The sequence below is a fragment of the Neorhizobium huautlense genome (assembly GCF_002968575.1).
Classification (GTDB): domain Bacteria; phylum Pseudomonadota; class Alphaproteobacteria; order Rhizobiales; family Rhizobiaceae; genus Neorhizobium; species Neorhizobium huautlense.
Window position 1 is genome coordinate 1 of sequence record NZ_PVBM01000016.1, and the last position, 15,836, is coordinate 15,836.

At 58.0% G+C, this 15,836-nt stretch carries 15 protein-coding genes and 7 pseudogenes; 2 read left to right on the plus strand and 20 right to left on the minus strand.

What is annotated here, in order from left to right:
* Positions 1 to 109 precede the first annotated feature (109 nt).
* The 12 genes and pseudogenes from C5L12_RS17335 to C5L12_RS17390 form a co-directional block, all read right to left on the minus strand.
* Positions 110 to 526, minus strand: a pseudogene (locus C5L12_RS17335) (ATP-binding protein); the annotation flags it as partial.
* A 5-nt stretch (positions 527 to 531) separates the two neighbouring features.
* Positions 532 to 1,756, minus strand: a pseudogene (gene istA, locus C5L12_RS17340) (IS21 family transposase); the annotation flags it as partial.
* A gap of 142 nt (positions 1,757 to 1,898) precedes the next feature.
* Positions 1,899 to 2,813 (minus strand): annotated as a pseudogene (locus C5L12_RS17345) (transposase); the annotation flags it as partial.
* A gap of 42 nt (positions 2,814 to 2,855) precedes the next feature.
* Positions 2,856 to 3,209, minus strand: a complete 354-nt coding sequence (tnpB, locus tag C5L12_RS17350; protein WP_425350806.1) for an IS66 family insertion sequence element accessory protein TnpB — start codon at positions 3,207 to 3,209, stop codon at positions 2,856 to 2,858.
* Entirely contained in the window at positions 3,206 to 3,655 is a 450-nt protein-coding gene (tnpA, locus tag C5L12_RS17355) for an IS66-like element accessory protein TnpA (RefSeq protein ID WP_105373312.1), read from the minus strand. The genes tnpB and tnpA overlap by 4 nt, the downstream gene beginning before the upstream one ends.
* Positions 3,656 to 3,702: 47 nt before the next feature.
* Positions 3,703 to 3,978, minus strand: a pseudogene (locus C5L12_RS29235) (ISL3 family transposase); the annotation flags it as partial.
* A gap of 2 nt (positions 3,979 to 3,980) precedes the next feature.
* A pseudogene (locus C5L12_RS17365) lies at positions 3,981 to 4,334 on the minus strand (IS110 family transposase); the annotation flags it as partial.
* Between the two features lie 92 nt (positions 4,335 to 4,426).
* On the minus strand, positions 4,427 to 4,702 hold the full coding sequence (gene nifT, locus C5L12_RS17370; protein WP_105373313.1) for a putative nitrogen fixation protein NifT: 276 nt from the start codon (positions 4,700 to 4,702) through the stop codon (positions 4,427 to 4,429).
* Positions 4,699 to 5,025: a nitrogen fixation protein NifZ gene (locus tag C5L12_RS17375; protein WP_105373314.1), complete on the minus strand. Its 327-nt coding sequence runs from the start codon at positions 5,023 to 5,025 to the stop codon at positions 4,699 to 4,701. Before C5L12_RS17375 ends, nifT begins: the two co-directional genes overlap by 4 nt.
* 80 nt (positions 5,026 to 5,105) lie before the next feature.
* Entirely contained in the window at positions 5,106 to 5,300 is a 195-nt protein-coding gene (locus C5L12_RS17380; protein ID WP_105373315.1) for a 4Fe-4S binding protein, read from the minus strand.
* A gap of 34 nt (positions 5,301 to 5,334) precedes the next feature.
* On the minus strand, positions 5,335 to 6,816 hold the full coding sequence (gene nifB / locus C5L12_RS17385) for a nitrogenase cofactor biosynthesis protein NifB (protein WP_105373316.1): 1,482 nt from the start codon (positions 6,814 to 6,816) through the stop codon (positions 5,335 to 5,337).
* Between the two features lie 212 nt (positions 6,817 to 7,028).
* Positions 7,029 to 8,228: pseudogene (locus C5L12_RS17390) on the minus strand (IS256 family transposase).
* A 57-nt stretch (positions 8,229 to 8,285) separates the two neighbouring features.
* On the opposite strand from C5L12_RS17390, the gene C5L12_RS17395 reads away from it, so the two are divergent.
* Positions 8,286 to 8,576 carry a hypothetical protein gene (locus C5L12_RS17395; RefSeq protein WP_105373317.1) on the plus strand — a complete coding sequence of 97 codons (291 nt, stop codon included), beginning with the start codon at positions 8,286 to 8,288 and terminating at the stop codon, positions 8,574 to 8,576.
* 155 nt (positions 8,577 to 8,731) lie between these two features.
* Here C5L12_RS17395 and C5L12_RS17400 read toward each other — a convergent pair.
* From C5L12_RS17400 to C5L12_RS17410, 3 genes and pseudogenes are all read right to left on the minus strand, one after another.
* Positions 8,732 to 9,834 (minus strand): annotated as a pseudogene (locus tag C5L12_RS17400) (ISL3 family transposase); the annotation flags it as partial.
* Entirely contained in the window at positions 9,816 to 10,277 is a 462-nt protein-coding gene (locus C5L12_RS17405) for a DoxX family protein (RefSeq protein ID WP_105373318.1), read from the minus strand. The pseudogene C5L12_RS17400 and the gene C5L12_RS17405, both read right to left, overlap by 19 nt.
* A 27-nt stretch (positions 10,278 to 10,304) precedes the next feature.
* Positions 10,305 to 10,913, minus strand: coding sequence for an FMN-dependent NADH-azoreductase (locus C5L12_RS17410; protein ID WP_105373319.1), 609 nt, complete (start codon positions 10,911 to 10,913; stop codon positions 10,305 to 10,307).
* 110 nt (positions 10,914 to 11,023) lie between these two features.
* On the opposite strand from C5L12_RS17410, the gene C5L12_RS17415 reads away from it, so the two are divergent.
* Positions 11,024 to 11,941: a LysR family transcriptional regulator gene (locus C5L12_RS17415; RefSeq protein ID WP_105373320.1), complete on the plus strand. Its 918-nt coding sequence runs from the start codon at positions 11,024 to 11,026 to the stop codon at positions 11,939 to 11,941.
* A gap of 138 nt (positions 11,942 to 12,079) precedes the next feature.
* Here C5L12_RS17415 and C5L12_RS17420 read toward each other — a convergent pair whose 3' ends face one another.
* The 5 genes from C5L12_RS17420 to nthB form a co-directional block, all read right to left on the minus strand.
* On the minus strand, positions 12,080 to 13,099 hold the full coding sequence (locus C5L12_RS17420) for a GlxA family transcriptional regulator (RefSeq protein ID WP_105373321.1): 1,020 nt from the start codon (positions 13,097 to 13,099) through the stop codon (positions 12,080 to 12,082).
* Between the two features lie 98 nt (positions 13,100 to 13,197).
* Positions 13,198 to 13,875: an energy-coupling factor ABC transporter permease gene (locus C5L12_RS17425; protein ID WP_105373322.1), complete on the minus strand. Its 678-nt coding sequence runs from the start codon at positions 13,873 to 13,875 to the stop codon at positions 13,198 to 13,200.
* Between the two features lie 19 nt (positions 13,876 to 13,894).
* Positions 13,895 to 14,242 carry a nitrile hydratase accessory protein gene (locus C5L12_RS17430; protein ID WP_105373323.1) on the minus strand — a complete coding sequence of 116 codons (348 nt, stop codon included), beginning with the start codon at positions 14,240 to 14,242 and terminating at the stop codon, positions 13,895 to 13,897.
* An 8-nt stretch (positions 14,243 to 14,250) separates the two neighbouring features.
* Positions 14,251 to 14,868, minus strand: a complete 618-nt coding sequence (nthA, locus tag C5L12_RS17435) for a nitrile hydratase subunit alpha (protein ID WP_105373324.1) — start codon at positions 14,866 to 14,868, stop codon at positions 14,251 to 14,253.
* 22 nt (positions 14,869 to 14,890) lie between these two features.
* A complete protein-coding gene (gene nthB, locus C5L12_RS17440) occupies positions 14,891 to 15,634 on the minus strand; it encodes a nitrile hydratase subunit beta (protein ID WP_105373325.1) in 744 nt (247 codons plus the stop codon).
* Positions 15,635 to 15,836: the final 202 nt, after the last annotated feature.

Consider the following 15,836-nt stretch of genomic DNA (forward strand, 5'->3'; position numbering starts at 1 on the left):
CCCGCGTCCGGACTGGACTGACACCAGCTCAAGACGCTGACCCGCAAGGCCGTGGCGCGGGTCAATGATGGTTACATAATGCACCACCCCGTCGATAATAGCGGCAGTCTGCGATGCTTGGCTCGCCAAAGACGTCGCCCCATTCTGCAAAGCCGCGGTTTGACGTCAGGATCATGGCACCACGTTCATATCGCGCATTGACGAGTTGAAAGAAGAGATTGCAACCGCCTTGGATGACCGGCAGGTAGCCGATCTCGTCGACAATCAGCAAGCTTGGCCTGCAGAAGAAGCGAATGCGCTCCTGAAGTCTGCCTTCTCGTTCGGAACGGGCAAGCGAACCAATGAGGTCGGCGAGGGTCGTAAAATACACACTCTTTCCGGCCTTCACAGCTTCGACACTGAGCGCTGTGGCAAAATGGCTTTTGCCCGTTCCCGGCGGACCAAGGAAATGAACGGCCTCGTGACGATCGACGAAGCCGAGCTGCGCCAGGGTGAGTATCCGATCTCGATCGAGCGAAGGTTGGAAGATCCGACGGCATCGTAGAAGGCGAGAGATCGCTGAAGCACCGTGTCGCCGGCGGGCTTGACGACAATGGCGTCGTCGCGCGTCCTGGACCGATGTTGCGGCACGAGTGCTGGTCGATGGTCAGGTTGAATCCGGCGCTGTTTGCGGCCCTCCAGGACGGGATGGGCTGCGATCAGAATGCCGTTCTCGAAGATGCGGACCTCGTCGGCGAGAGAATGGACTTCCACCGTTCGGCTTTGCGTAGCATCCGGAACGCTGTAGGTGTTGCCGCCGACGCTCACCATGCCTTCCCGCGACACCCGGCGCTCTAGCTTCAAGACGGATTTAAACGGAGCCAGCGGTAATGGTCGCAGGTACGGCCGCTCCTCGGCGAAGGCTTCATTGACGACACGCAGGGTCATGGCGTGCTTCCTTGGATTGGCGACGGTAGCCAGCCAGTGCCGGAGCTGGGCGTTCAAGTCATCGAGGTTGCGGAACGAGCGGGCCAGGAAGAAGTCTTCGCGGATATAACGAAACGGCTGCTCGACCTTGCCCTTCGTTTTTGCTCGATACGGTTTGCATGCCCTGGGATGGAAGCCATAGTGACGAGCCAGGTCTATGAGGGCACGGTTATAGACGATGCCTTCTGACTGGCCTTCGCCGATGACGGCAGTCTTCATCCGATCGTAAAGCACTTCGCGCGGAGCGCCGCCGAGAGCCTCGAAGGCGGCTATATGACAACGCAGGACGGTCGGCAGGTTCTGATGCATGACGAAGCGTGCCCAGATTAGACGGCTGTGACCCAGCACCATCGAGAACAGCCAGACGATCCTCGGCGTCATCGGTTCGTCGGTGAAGACGACATGAAACTGGGCGAAATCCACCTGAGCCTGCCACCAGGCAGCGTCTCGAAACGAACTTCAAAGCCCTGACTTGCAACGGGGCGAACATCACGGAGAAAATCTGTCACCGCCGTGTAACCGCCGGCATAGCCTCGCTCACGCAGTTCTCGAAATAACCGATACCGGTCAGGCCGGGGTAGGATTTGACCCGCTCCCGCAGGTATGAAGCGAACGGGTCAATGACCGTTGCCCGAGGCTTTCTTGGACCATAGGCCGGAGCCTCGAGGCCTCGCTCTATGTATTTGCGCACCGTCTTGCGATCGATGCCAGTTTCTCTGGAAATAGCCGACACCGTCAGCCCCTGCTGATGCAGATCCAGGATCATGATCGTCTCCCTCAGCTTGATCACCCACCCCCCTTCCGACCATCGGAAGGAGTATTGGCGATGACGCGCCACTGGTCTTCCGGGGCGCGCCCCGGAAGACCAGTGGCCGCAGCACCTGGGGAAGATTCAAACGGCACTAATAGGGAGTATTGATCCGGTACTGACACCGGTCATCGCGCACGTAGGTCCATATGCACCCGGTCGTGCATTTGTCTTTGGCCTGGATGGGAATAGTGGTGTCATCGCCAAAAAGGCGCTCGGCCGCGAAGACATGCGTTTCGCTCAGATCAAAGATCAGCAGGAGCGCGGCCGTTCCATACCCGACCTGGTCGGCCAACGTCGAGGTCGAAAGCTCGATGCCCTCGCATTTGAACCGGGTGCTCTGGCGGTTGAGAGGGCTATGCATGCCAAACTTGTCAAACAGGATCGTCGCCAGCTGATGAGGACCGATGAAGCCGCGCGGCGTCGCATGGAAGGGCGCCGGCGGCTGACTGATCGCCTCGCAGTCGCGGCAGGTAAATTTCTCGCCTACGGTTTCGATCACGATGAACCGGCGCGGGATCTCCTCCAGCGTTTCGGTCACATCCTCGCCCAGCTTGGAAAGCCGGGATCCGCCACAGCATGCACAGGTGCCGGGAGGATCGATAACCACACGCTTGCGTTCGACACCCTCCGGCCACTGCTTTCGGACCGGCCGCTTGCGTGTGAACGAACGTACGCTCGCGGTCTTGGCGGCAGCAGCCTGCGCTGCAACCTCGTCCTCTGTCGCCGCCATCACCAGCTCTTCGAGCTGCAATTCCGTCTGGTCAAGCAATCGCGCGGTGCGCTCGGAACGCTTTCCGCGAAGCTCCCGCCTCAGCTTTTCGATCGCCAGCTCCAGTTTGGCGATCAGCGCCTCACTGTCGGACAGCATCGCCTGGGCATTGGCGGCTTGCGCCACCGCAATGTCCCGCTCGGCGACGACGGTATCGCGCTCGGCAACAACGACATCATGTTCAGCCTGCAACATCTCACGCTCGGAAAGCAGCACCAGATAGGCGCTCGCAAGGTCCGCAGGAAGATCCACAGGTTTCGAAGTCATGAAGCCATTCGATCATTCACTCAATATTTCAATGTAATAATGCTATCCAACCCGTCTCGGACGCCAGGTTTCCTGCGGATTGCGCCAGTCGATCCCGGACAACAAATAGGACAATTGCGCCGGTGAGATCGCTACCGCACCGCCATCCATATTCGGCCAGATATACCGGCCCTTCTCCAGCCGCCGGGTAAAAAGGCAGGCGCCCAGACCATCATGCCAGATGATCTTTAAAATATCCGATCTGCGGCCCCTGAAGACGAAGAGATGCCCCGACAACGGATCATGCTGCAGAACCTCCTGCACCCGAAGCGCCAAGGAGGGAAAGCCACAGCGCATGTCCGTATAGCCCGTCGAAAGCCAGACCTTGACCCCTGTTCCCATCGGAAACAGATTCACCGCAGCGCCTCCAGTCCGCGCAGGATCCGAAGCAGCGCTTCAACGTCGACATCGCGTCCCACGATCACACGGCGACCATTGGCGCTGACAACCTCCATAAGCCCACCTTGTGCCATTGAAGGCTTGGTCGCCGTCGCAGCGACCGGCACGCCTGGTTCCGGGACCAACAGTGCAGGAATAAACCCTTCACTCCCCCCACCATTGCCAAGCCGTCCCTCGCGCGCTGCTTTACGCCAATCGTTCAACTGAAAGCGTGTGATCCCATGGCGACGTGCCGTTGCCGTGACCTGACGCGGGGCGGAATAACTCTCCGCCACGATTGCAAGTTTGGCCTCGTTGCTGAAACGGCGACGCCGCCCGCTATCGACAATCTCCATACGGCTAACTTGCGGCCGCTTCTCAAGCGTTAAATCCACGGTTCTCACACTGTCTATATTGACGTCCATATAGACAGAACATCCAGTTCGCCTCACTTCTCAGCAAGGCGGCCCACCTCGGATGCGTACTCCCGCACGCAGAACACGTCGGATCTTTGACCACGTAGCACCCGCCTGACGAGGCCGCGGCTGTGCCCGGTGCGACGAACGATTTCTTTGATTGCAACTCCGGACTTGGCCAAGTCCAGAATGGCGGCGTTCGTGTCTTCTCGATGAAGATATCCCTGATATTTGATCCGCTCAGCGACCGTCAGCAGGTCCGGATTGAGGGTTGCGGACCCGATCGCTGTTTTGATCTGTCGCATGGATTTGCGGACGGCGTCGAGGAATGCGTCGGTGCCCAGGCTTTTGGCACCAGGTCGGCTCCCAGCAGATGCGCCAGCACCGTCGCGTAGATCTTATCGGTCTTGATCTTGGCGTCAGCGATCGCCTTGACCTTCAAGGGATGAGCGAGAACGACATCATCACAAATGTCGTCGAGCCAATCGTACATCATCATCCAGTTGCGGGTCGCCTCGACAACCGCGTGGCTAGTCTCCCGGTAGCGCTTGAGAAACCCACCCAGCGACTGCCGGTCGTTCTTAACCCGGCCGGATCTGAGCGTCTTGCCACTGCTGTCCTGAACCACCAGGTGGCTATAGGATTTGTGGTAGTCGGAGCCGAGGTGGTAATCATAAGAGGCAGTCATGCTTCTAACTCCCTTATTGAGATCTGCAAAACCCCAACAGGATAAGCCGAAAGGCTGGAAGTGTGACTTCCCCCTCCATCATCACCTGCATCTCAGTGATCCGTTCTTTCGGCGGGTGCGGCCTCTTTCATGCCATCTCTTTTGCCTACCGTACCAGCATCATCATTCACGATCTTCCTTGCCTCGACCGTCATCGGTAGAGGGGTGTCCTTCGGAAGCTCAGGCAATAGGAACCGCCAGCCGTTTGCAAGCTCCACAAAGCCGCCCCATAGGCTTTCATTCTCAATTCCGATGATCGGCTCTTCTAGATCCTTTCTGGGAACATATGCTGATAAGCCATTGTTAGTTCTCCGAATTGTCACTCTCATTTGGCTTTTCCTTCGTTCCCATGCGTGCATTCGGCAGCATTTTTCCGACTTGAGACCACGTCGAGGCTTACCAGTTCACGGGTGCGCATTCCAACGACGATGCCACGATCAATCCATTCGACTGCATAGATGTAAAACTGCTGGAGAAATGTCCCCACATCGCACACAAAGCCCGTGTCGCCTTTCCTAACGAGGCTTGCTCCGATCTCTTTCCCGGGATAGGTGCCATCGTTCTTGATGTGAAGTGTGGCACAGACCCGCTCGCCCGGCATAAACTTTGGAGGATTATGGATTTCGATCTCCTCCTCGCGTCCAACACCCATCGCCATTTCCTTCATCATTGTGGTATACAGGGAAGACCGAAGACTCTTGGGCCGGATAGCCCGGCTTTTGCGTTCCGGGTTTAAGCTGGCACGCAGGTCTTAGGTACCGGACACACTGAGGCGCATTGCTGTGCCTCGTAGACTCCCTCGCATTCGGTGCATCTCTCGGGATCAATCACGTATCTATCGCCCCTCAACTCGATGGCACCCGAAGGACATTCAAACTCGCAAGCACCGCATTGCGTACATTGAGACGCGATGATTTTGAAGGACATGGATCAACTCCTGTTTGTGTCTGGATAAGCAAGCTCAAGCTATTGCCTGTGATAGATCGATACCATTCTCAGAGGCATAAAGAGCGCTGATTGCAGTTTCGATGTGCTCATAGCCAAAGACCTCTATTCCCCGGATCCCAGCTTCTATAAGCTGCTTCTTGGGGCATTCTCCGATTCTAGCGCACAACACGATGTCTATGCCTTTGAGTGCAGCAATGATGCCATCTAGGGTGCCTTCCTCGCCCCACCCCCCTCGGCAATACGGCTCAATTTTGCGATGCCCCACAAATGTAATGCCTGTCTGCGAGGCTTCATAGACTTGGAACTCCTTAGCATGACCGAAGTGTTCGTTAATGCGTCCGCCCCCCTTCGTCGCAACAGCCACTCGAAGCGACCCGCGCACGCTCATTGAAGCAAGCGTCGTCATCGCCTGGTTCTGCGCTACCAATTGGTCATCGCGTATGCGTTCGACCACCTCCCGGTAGGCAAGACGCTTGCCGCCGTTGTAGCCAAGATCGGGCGGAATCTGGTCGAGCGTGAACTCCTGGCCGCGATCAGTGCCGAGAAGTCCGACTGCATCGGCACGGCACTGTCGGCAGTGACGCATCAGTTTGACACCACCTTCGAGACGATCCTGAAGCGCCTTCAGTTCGAGCGCATTTGGACCGCGTTGTCCATTGAGACCAAAGCGAGTACCGTGTGTCGGGTCGGAAATTAGCGGCATGACGTTGTGCAGAAATGCACCACGCTCAGTAACCCATTTGTTGACTTCGATCAGGTGCTGATCATTGATGCCGGGGATCATCACCGAATTGACCTTCGTTAGGATGCCGCGTTCGCTCAACATCTCAAGCCCCAACATCTGCCTCTCATGCAGGATTTTGGAAGCCTCCATGCCAGTGTAGCGGCGATGACGATAGAATATCCACGGGTAAATCTCTTGGCCGACAGCAGGGTCAACCATGTTTATGGTGATCGTCACGTGACTGATGTTCAATTCGGCCAACTCGTCGACATGCTCCGGCAGGGCAAGTCCATTAGTGGAGATGCATAGCTTGATGTCCGGAATCTCCCTGGAGACGCGTTCGAAAGTCGCCCTTGTCTTTGCCCAGTCGTAGCTGGCGTCGCCCGGACCCGCGATCCCGAGAACCGACAACTGCGGCACTTCGTTGGCGACCGCAATCACCTTCAGCAGCGCCTGCTCCGGTGTCAGCTTTTCCGACACAACACCAGGTCGACTTTCATTGGTGCAATCATATTTGCGATTGCAGTAGTTGCATTGAATATTGCAGGCTGAGGCGACCGCGACGTGCATGCGGGCAAAATGGTGGTGCGCTTCCTCTGAAAAGCATGGATGATCCTTGATCTTCTCCCAGGTGGCCGAATCTATTTTGGCTGCCCTGGAGGACAGGCCGCAAAACGAGGATGCGCAGCCACCGGATTTCGCGGTCGTAAGCAACTGCCCAGCGGATGGCGTTTGGGTCGGGCTTTCGAGCGAAACAATCGGGGCATTCATCGAACATCTCCACTGATGGGTAAGGTCGTTGTCGGAAATGCAAGCGCTGTACCAACAGAAAGGGATAGTTATTTCAATACGTTGTTGTTTAGTGTTTGGTTCGTGCCATTGCTCTGGCGCACTTTTGTCGAAGTCGCAACATTGATCGTGTCCCGCGGGGTGGTGTAGCTGGCGGCATTGGTCGCCGTGCTCTCCGGCATGGGCCGGGCTGATCAGCGCGCCACTGCTGGCAGGCTGATTATGGGATCATCGCTCATCTGGCTGATCGTTTCCAGCGTCATGTATCTGGCGCGCTGGACAGCCCATTCGTCGTTCTGCTCGAGCAGGATCGCACCGACGAAGCGCACGATTGCATCGTCGTTGGGGAAGATGCCGACCACCTCGGTTCGTCGCTTAATTTCGCCGTTGAGACGCTCGATCGGATTCGTCGAGTGAAGCTTGGCAGGATGTTCCTTCGGGAACGTCATGTAAGCCAGTACGTCGGGCTCGGTCGCGTCCATGATTGTTGCCAGCTTCGGCACCTTCGGCCGGATCTGGTCGGCAACGGCTCGCCATTGTAGGGACGCTGCCTCGGGCGTCTCCTGAGCGAAAGCGGTGGCGATGAAGGCCGAGACGACCCTGCGCCCGCTCCTTGCCGGCGTGAGCCAGCACGTTCCTCATGAAGTGGACGCGGCACCTCTGCCATGTCGCGCACAGCACCTTGGTGACGGCCGCCTTATGCCTTCGTGGGCATCAGAGACGACAAGCTTGACGCCACGTAGGCCGCGACGTGTCACCTTGCGCAGAAACTCCGTCCAGATTGGCTCGGCTTCCGATGTGCCAATCTCCATGCCCAGCACCTCGCGCCGGCCGTCCGCGTTGACGCCGACGGCGATGATGACGGCAACCGAAACGATCCGCCCGCCGCTGCGGACCTTCACGTAAGTGGCGTCGATCCACAGGTAGGGCCAATCGCCCTCGATCGGCCGCTCGAGGAAGGCCTTCACCTTCCCGTCGATCTCCTCGCACAGCCGCGAGACCTGGCTTTTGGAGATACCGCTCATGCCCATTGCCTTGACCAAGTCGTCGACCGAGCGCGTCGATATGCCTTGGATATAGGCTTCCTGGATGACGGCGGTCAGCGCCTTCTCGGCCATGCGGCGGGGTTCGAGGAAGCCTGGAAAGTAGGAGCCCTTCCTGAGCTTGGGTATGCGCAGCTCGACCGTGCCGGCCCGCGTCTCCCAGTCCCTGTCGCGGTATCCGTTACGCTGGGCCAGCCGCAACGGGTCCTTCTCGCCATAGGCGGCGCCGGTGGCTACGCCCACCTCCATTTCCATCAGCCGCTCGGCGGCAAAGCCGATCATCTCCCGCAGCAGATCGGCATCAAGGGTCTTCTCCACGAGCGTGCGCAGGTTCATCATGTCGTCGGTCATCGGTGGTCCTTCCGAAATGGGTTGGCGTCAACAACCAAACCCTTCCGGAAAGCGCCGATGACCACCCACACGCCGCTCACTCGCTACAGCGCTACCAACGGCGCGCTCGCGAGCGGCTTCATTATCGCTGAGCTACACCAACTGATGGGACACGACCTCAACATTAACTGCACCCCATTTCTACCGACATTCTGCATAAGCAAAGGGCTCAAGCTTATGCTTACGATCACAACCAAGAGCGTCGTACGCGCAGTATTGGCCGGTACCGAAGATGTGGAAGACGCGAACCGGGGTCCTCATTCTCCGCCACAGCGCTGCCAGCCGGCTTCTACGCTGGCGCGCCGATGAAGGAGATTGCGGAAATATTACGGCATCGAATTGAACTGATGGGGTTGTCGCTCGTCACTGGTCAAGCCACTTTTTCAAGCGGAACAAACTGTGCGTCGGTGATGCTCTCAATCGGCGTTGTAACGGGGCTCTGACGCATATTTGGTGCAATTCTCTCATGTCGCGCCAATCAGGCGGGCTTGAAGAAGATCAAGCTTTCCGCGTCCGTACATCTGGCGCTTTACCAGCTTGAGCTTGGTGATCTGCCCCTGGGTTTGTCCATTGGACCATAGTGATACGATCGCTGCGCGGACTGCCTGTATGTCTTTCGCCACACCATTACAAAAGGAGGAAAACAGACTGTCGCGGGCTCGGTCGATCCACGACGCGAGCCGGTTTTCCGCCTTGCGCCGGATTATGCGATGGAAGTCAGCGATGATGTCGCGAGTCTTGACCAGCAAGGGAATACCGCCTTCTATTGCAGCGATGGTGACGGTCTCGCATTTCGTCAGGTTGTCTCTGGTGGTTGTCAAAACGCGGGCAATCGTTCGGACGGAAGGAATGCGGTTCAACGATTCCGCATCCGCCTTGTCGGCCCTCTTCCGCCGTGTGGCCCATTCGCTCACGACCCGGCGCGAATCACGAAAGCCCTGTGTTTTCAAACGCCGCCATAGCTCAGTGCCCTTCCGCTTGCCGGCAGCCCATGCACGTCAAGCCATTCGAGATAGGTCTCCAACGAGCTTTCTCTTGACCGAAAGACGTCGTTGCGGTGCCCTCTGAGCACCTGGCGGACCAAGCCGCGGCTACGACCAGTACGGCGCACGATTTCCATGATCGTGACACCGTCCTTTGCAAGCGCTGTGATCGCCGCGTTGGTCTGTTCGCGCCGAAGATAGCTTTGGTTTTGAAGGCGCTCGGCCGCGGTCAGAAGTTTAGGATTGATGCGCGTTGCACCTAGTGTCTTGCGGATTTGTCGCATCGATTTGCGGACGGCGTCCAGGAATGCACGGCTGTCATTCTCCATCAGATACCATCGATCAGCGACCTGCACTGCATCGGGCAATACCCTTGCGGCCGCCAACCCGTAAGCGCCGCCGCGGTCGCGAGCAATGATCTCGATTTGGGGATTTTCCCGCAACCAAGCCTCTGCCGTCGCGGGCTCACGGTCGGGCAGCAAACGGATCGGCCGCCGACGCTCCAGGTCACACACGATCGTGCCATAGCGATGATTGCGCCGCCAGGCCCAGTCGTCGATGCCAATCACCGAAGGCGGGGTCGACGGCGGTAATACTCACGCGGGGCGACGGGTGTCCTCTTGCCGCGTCCCCAGAGGATGAAGGCCACGAGAGGGAGCAGGATAAAGTTCAGCGGCAGGGCCGCAAATTCACTCCGCGTGGCATGGAAGACGATGGCGCAGACTTGTAGCAAGGTGCAGCCCAATGCGGCAAGAACGGTCATGCGTGGCTGGATCCGAGTAAGAGCCGGCAACAGAATGCCGATTCCGCCTGCCACATCGATCAACCCGGTAAGGCGCAACAGGGTAGGATATTCGACGGGCCATTGGGTCTGCCACATCGCGGCGAGCGCCTCAGCCGGCATGAAAAGCTTCTGGGAACCAAACAGGACGAAAGCGGCAGACGCCAGCGTCTGAGCGATCCAGAGACTGATCCGCAGTGTCTTGCCGGCAGGCGGATTGGGAGTAGAGACGATGTTTGCTTGCATGTAAAACTCCTGCTTCAGTGAGGCGGCTTAGGCGGCGATCCGGGCGATCTGGGCCCGGGCGGCGGTAACGGCATTCGCGGCGCCATCGGGGCCGCGGTTCACACCTTCGACACGGATCACCTCGACGTCCGTGATTCCGATAAAGGCTAGCACCGACTTCAGGTAAGGCGTGGCATGATCGAGCGCCGCCGCCGGGCCTTCGGAGTAGATCCCGCCCGAGGCGAGCACGATATAAGCCTTCCTGTCTTTGACCAGCCCCTCGGGACCGCTGGCGGTATATTGGAAGGTCTTGCCAGCCCGGCCGATGTAGTCGATCCAGGATTTCAGGTTCGACGTGATGTTGAAGTTGATGAAGGCGGTGCCGATTACCAGCGTATCGGCCCCGAGAATTTCAGCCACGAGTTCATCCGACAGCCGGATTGCTGCAGCTTCCGCAGCATTCAGAGCCTCATTCGGCTTGTGGATCCCGGCAGTGAAGCCGCCGTCTATATGTGGAAGCGGATTGGTGGCCAGATCGCGGTGAACCAGCAGGCTGGTGGGATTCGCCGCCCGCAGCCGATCGGCAAGCTCGAACGCAATCTGCGTGGAGAATGAACTGGGGCGCGGGCTGGCAGTGAGAAGCAGGATGGACGACATGAAGTGCCCTTCTAAGGACGCGAGTGAATCTATCGACGGCTTTAGAGCTTGTAGGTCATCGTGAAAACTGACATAAAATCGAACTAAGATATCGATCGGATCGATGAGTTATGCAGCCCCATCCAACTCTGGATCAATTCCAAGTATTCCTTGCAGTAGTGGAGAAAGGCAGCTTCTCTGCCGCCTCCCGTGCGCTGAATCGCACGCAGTCGGTGGTTAGCTATACGATTGCCAATCTTGAAGCGCAGCTCGGGGTGACGCTCTTCCAACGTTCCGGAACCAAACGCCCACAACTTACAGAGGCTGGCACATCCGTCCTTGAGGACGCGCGCAGGCTGCTGGGTGATCTCGACCTGATGCAAGCACGCGTGAAAGCGCTGAACGATGGACTTGAGGGAGAGCTGCGCCTGGCGATCAGCAGCGCCGTCCCATCGGACATCGTTGTCGATGCGCTGCGTGCCTTCCGACACTTGTATCCGACCGTGTCTTTGAGTGTGACGGCCGGTACGCTTGGGATCGTGATGGATGCGGTCATAAACGGGAGCGCGACGGTCGGCTTCGGCGGCTTCATGGCGGCCGGAAACCACAAGGTTGTTTCAGAGGCAATCGGCCATTCTGCCATAATTCCCGTCGCAAGCCCCGACCATCCTCTTGGAATGTTGGACCGGACCATTGGCCTTGTTGACGTGAGGGATGAGACACAGCTCGTCGTTTACGACGCCTCCGGGCTGACAAAAGGACGTGACTTCAACGTGTTCTCCCTTAAGATCTGGCGGGTCAGCGACAACGCGACGAAGCACCTGTTTATCCGGGGCGGCTTAGGTTGGGGTGGCCTTCCGGCGTCACTGGTAACGGATGACATAGCAAACGGCCGCCTTGTCCATCTTGATCTTCCCATTTTTGACCAAAACGGCTACCCGCTTTACGCAATTCACAATGTTACCACCCCGCCGGGACCAGCAGCTAGGTGGCTCACCAGCGAGATCCGCGCTAGGCTTTCGCGCCAGAGCAAGCTCGCTGAGGGTTGAGCGCCGACATGTGGCGAACGCCAGGGAGTTAGCCTGAGGGCGCCGCCCGGTGATGCTCGAACCGCTTCCGTAAGAGTGCGTGTCGAAACGGGGAACAGGCGATTTGATCGGCAGCGTAAATGGCTGAGGCGCAAGCACCTAGCCGAGCCGGCGTACCATGCGATCAGGAACGTGAGGCTCTTGAGCATTGACAAGCGCCCTGTGGTCTATGCGCGCTTGAAACCTGGCCCGATACTCGTGAGGTGTGACCCCGATGGTCTTGCTGAAGGCCCGGCGCATCGCCCCAACGTCACCGAAGCCGCAGGCTTTTGCGATGGATTGCAATGGACGGTTAGTATCTTCCAGCAACCTGCGTGCAGCGTCGGTGCGGGCCGCGACGATGAAATCCAGCGGCGTCATACCGAGTTCGAGCCTGAACACGCGGCCGAAATTACGAGTGCTCATACCGACCGTCCTGGCGATCCCCTCGACATGAAGCTCTCGATCCAGGTTTTCCAGAATGTAGGCCTGTGCCTTCTGAATGAAGGTCGTTTCGGACATTTGGCCAACAAGATGTGCGCTGAACTGAGATTGACCGCCTGGCCGCTTTACAAACATCACCATGTATCTCGCCACAGCCAATGCGACTTCGCGCCCAAGATCCTCTTCTACTAGGGCGAGAGCAAGGTCGATGCCAGCGGTCACGCCGGCGGCAGTGATGAGCTTGCCATCACGAATATAGATCGCGTCCGGCTCTAGTTCTATGTGAGGGTATTCCTTGTGGAACCTTGGCGTGCATTCCCAGTGGGTCGTGACCCGCTTGCCTTCAAGCAGCCCTGCCGCGGCAAGCAGGAAGACGCCAGTGCAGATTGAACCATATCGCTTGACGGTAGGCACGCGGCGGCGCAGCCAGGAAATGACCTGCGGATCGATTGCCTGGAATGAAGGGTCGCCTGCCACCAGCAAAGTATGGATTGTTTCATCGCGGTCAAAGATCGTACGATCCGCAAGAAACCGCAGTTGGCCAGTTCCGCCAATTGAAGGTTGCCCGGTGGACATGATCTGTATGTCATACCTGCTCATCTCGCCGCAGCGGCGCGCAGCCTCCCAGAATACCTCTGCAGGACCCACAACATCCAATGATTGGACGCCCGGTGGCGCTAAAATAACGATCCGCATTGGGGAATGCCTCTAAACCCTCTGTTGATCCCGAGGCAGAAGCAAGATTCCTGCCAAGAGTGACCACCACCCGGCGGCGGGTGGTCACTCTCAGAAAATCAATTGGCAGAGGTCAGTCGGGCATCGAAGAAGCCCATACGTGACACATCCCTCCCGGATTTGACCGCCGCGAGCACCAGGATATCGATGAGCGGTTCCACCAGGATGACCATTAGGTAAGCCAAGCCAAAGCTCCCGATGGAGAGCAGGTTCTCGACATTGAAGCCATGTCCGTAAAGCGCCCAGAATGCCACCCACAAAACGACACCGCCCTGATAGGTCGCCGACAAGGCCAGCGTCTGCCGATACCTGAGATCGACATAGGGGGTATTTGGCGCAATGATCTTGCTTGAAGCAAGCTGCAGCGCAAAAAGCGGCGCCAGCAAGGTCGTGACGTTCATACCATATTGGGGCAGGTCGAATGGCGCAAAAAACATTCCCTGGAGCACCAACCCTGCGGCAAGACCCACCGCCGCCGGCGCGGCACCGAACAGCAGGAAGAGTGTCGAGCCAAGGATGAGGTGAACCTCCGAGACGCCGACCGGATAATGCGGAAGGATTTCGAAGAAGGAAAAGACGAGAGCCGTTGCGAAGGCGCTTCGGATCAGAAGGGAGGACAGCCCCCGGCGCTTGAGCTCGTCGCGCGCATGTTTCATAGTGAAAAGCGTAGCGCCGGCGGCAGTGGCATAGCTCAGGACGATCTTGGCCCCGTCCACGATACCAGGCTCGATATGCATGTTGATGTCTCCGTAAACGCTATTGTGGATTGGCTTGACCGCTGACACCGAAGAGCTCTCGTATCTCCGAGATGGCCAGCAGATTTGTCTTGACGACGGCACTCTCGAGCGCCGTCAGAAACTGGTCATAATAGTTCCATGATGAATGGTCAGAAGGGTGATCGCCTTCCCATTTCCCGATCGAAGCGATCAGTTCGTCACGAAAGTCGTCCCATTCGAAATAGCCTTCTTTGGCGAGCGCGAGCGCAATTCCGAAGGAGGTGCGTTCCCATTCGGACCCGAAACAAAGGGTACCGTTGGCCCGCGGGGGGCTGTCAGGCTTGCCCAACATCTCGGCAACAGCAAAATGTTCGAACTGCGTTAGCATATTCTACCTCAGGCGGCCTTGGCGACAGCGACACCCATCATGGCTTCCGGCGTGACCAGAGCCTCAAGTTCCATCTCCGACAGACTTTCAGTTCCCGCAGGCCGTTCGGGCACGACGAACCAGCGAATCTGGGCGCTCGAATCCCAGACCTTAACCTCAACTTCCTCGGAGATCGGCAAACCGAATTCGGCAAGCACCGCACGCGGCTCGCGAGCTGCACGGCTACGGAAGGTCGGATCCTTGTACCAATACGGCGGCAACCCGAGTACCGGCCACGGGTAGCAGGAGCATAAGGTACAGATAATCAGATTATGGATGCCTGGTGCGTTGGCAACTGCGCGCATATGCTCGCCCTCTGCGCCGGCCATACCATCAGGCAGGTCGAGCTCGGCGATCGCTTTCGGTGTATCCTCGATAAGCCGCCGCTTGAAATCCGGATCGACCCAGGCGCGGGCGACAATCTTGGCACCGTTAAAGGGCCCCATCTTGGTCTCGAAGTATTCGAGCACCGTATCGACGGTCCGATCCGTGATGATTCCCTTCTTGATAAGCAAGGCTTCGAGGGCCCGCACGCGCGCGGCATTGTGAGCCTCGCGGTCCTCCCGATATTTGAAGCGTTCAGACATTTGTTTCTCCCCAACAATAATCTTAGGCAGCCTTGATCGACTCCGACACGTCCGCCGGGCTGACGTAGCGCGCATAGAGATCGGCGTAGAGGCTGAAGTTCGGTTCGGCATTGCCCGGCCACAGGTCGTTCGGATTGAAGCGAACGCAGTACACTGCCATTGCTGCTCCGATACCGTCTGCGCCAGTGTCGCAGAGATAGGTATACGCGCCGGGATAGACGGTTTCGATGACGCCCGTCTTGCACCGCAGGAATCCCGGCAGACGGGTATGCTCCACACTTGGGACATTCGCGATCGTGACCACATCGCCGACTGAGAATTCAGGCGTCGCCACCACGTCCCTTGCCGGACTGTCACCTTCCACCAGATATTTGGTAACGCGGTCATCGATTGCCGGATCACCAGCCCTTGGGAGCGGCTTCCTGGGGTCCGCGTAATACTCCTCCGTTAAGGCGTCGAGCTCGTCTTCGGTGATATACCCCTGATCGATAAAGTAGCCCGAAATCCCGCCCAGCCATTTCTCGTAGTATCGATACTTGAAATAGTCGAATGGATTGAGGCTCTCGGCTCCCTTGCGCAGATCGGCCCAGGTCCAGATCGTGTGGAAGACCGAGGGCGTTTGGGGCAGCGGCAATTGGGCCGACAAAGCCATCATTGCTGTGTGGATCCCGAATATCCGCGTTTCCCACGGTTCAACGAAAACCCTGGTTTCGGTGCTGACAGGACCGAGGCCTTCCAGTCCGCCAAGATAATGCTGGAGTTTCATACCGCTATTCCTTTCGAGAAAATGGGGTCACTGTCTGCCCTGCCTTGAAGGCGAGATTTAACATGGCGTCATGTTCGACAAGTATCTGGAGGCATCTTCAAGCAGCGTTCAAAAGCCCAAGGCAAATGGTGCGCAGGATAGTCGAGCAACTCAGTCCCCTGACCAGTCGAATGCCAACAGATTTGATTAACGCTCGGGCCGC